The organism is Glutamicibacter sp. 363 (assembly GCF_052379505.1).
In the GTDB taxonomy this organism is placed as follows: Bacteria; Actinomycetota; Actinomycetes; order Actinomycetales; family Micrococcaceae; genus Glutamicibacter.
In genome coordinates this window covers 1-300 of record NZ_JBQSYR010000098.1, presented here as the reverse complement: position 1 = coordinate 300, position 300 = coordinate 1, and the positions used below count along the sequence as shown (strand labels likewise).

Genomic DNA, 300 nt, shown 5'->3' with positions numbered 1-300 from the left:
TACCGGTTCTTTACCCACTCTTTCGAGCGGCAATTTCGTCCAGCGTTATATTTATATTCTATACCGTTGAATTCCTGAAAGTCAAATCAATTATTTGTGATTTGAATCGGTATTCTTGGTTCCCATTAATTTCGTTTTATCCACAGTGACCTGTGTAAAACTCTTGATTTTCTGGGGATTATCACCGAATTTTGTACCGGTTTTTGTTCCGGCCTTGTTTCGGCGACAGATAAAAACTATACACAGATTTGCGGGATGTTTCAAATCGGGAGGCCCTTTTCCGAGGTGACCGTGCACACA

The 300-nt window shown here is 41.0% G+C and carries 1 protein-coding gene; it reads right to left on the bottom strand.

The window, feature by feature from the left end; genetic code table 11:
- Window positions 1–90 precede the first annotated feature (90 nt).
- On the bottom strand, window positions 91–300 hold a 210-nt coding region (locus tag ACT3UA_RS19020), incomplete at its 5' end, for a hypothetical protein (protein ID WP_444617899.1).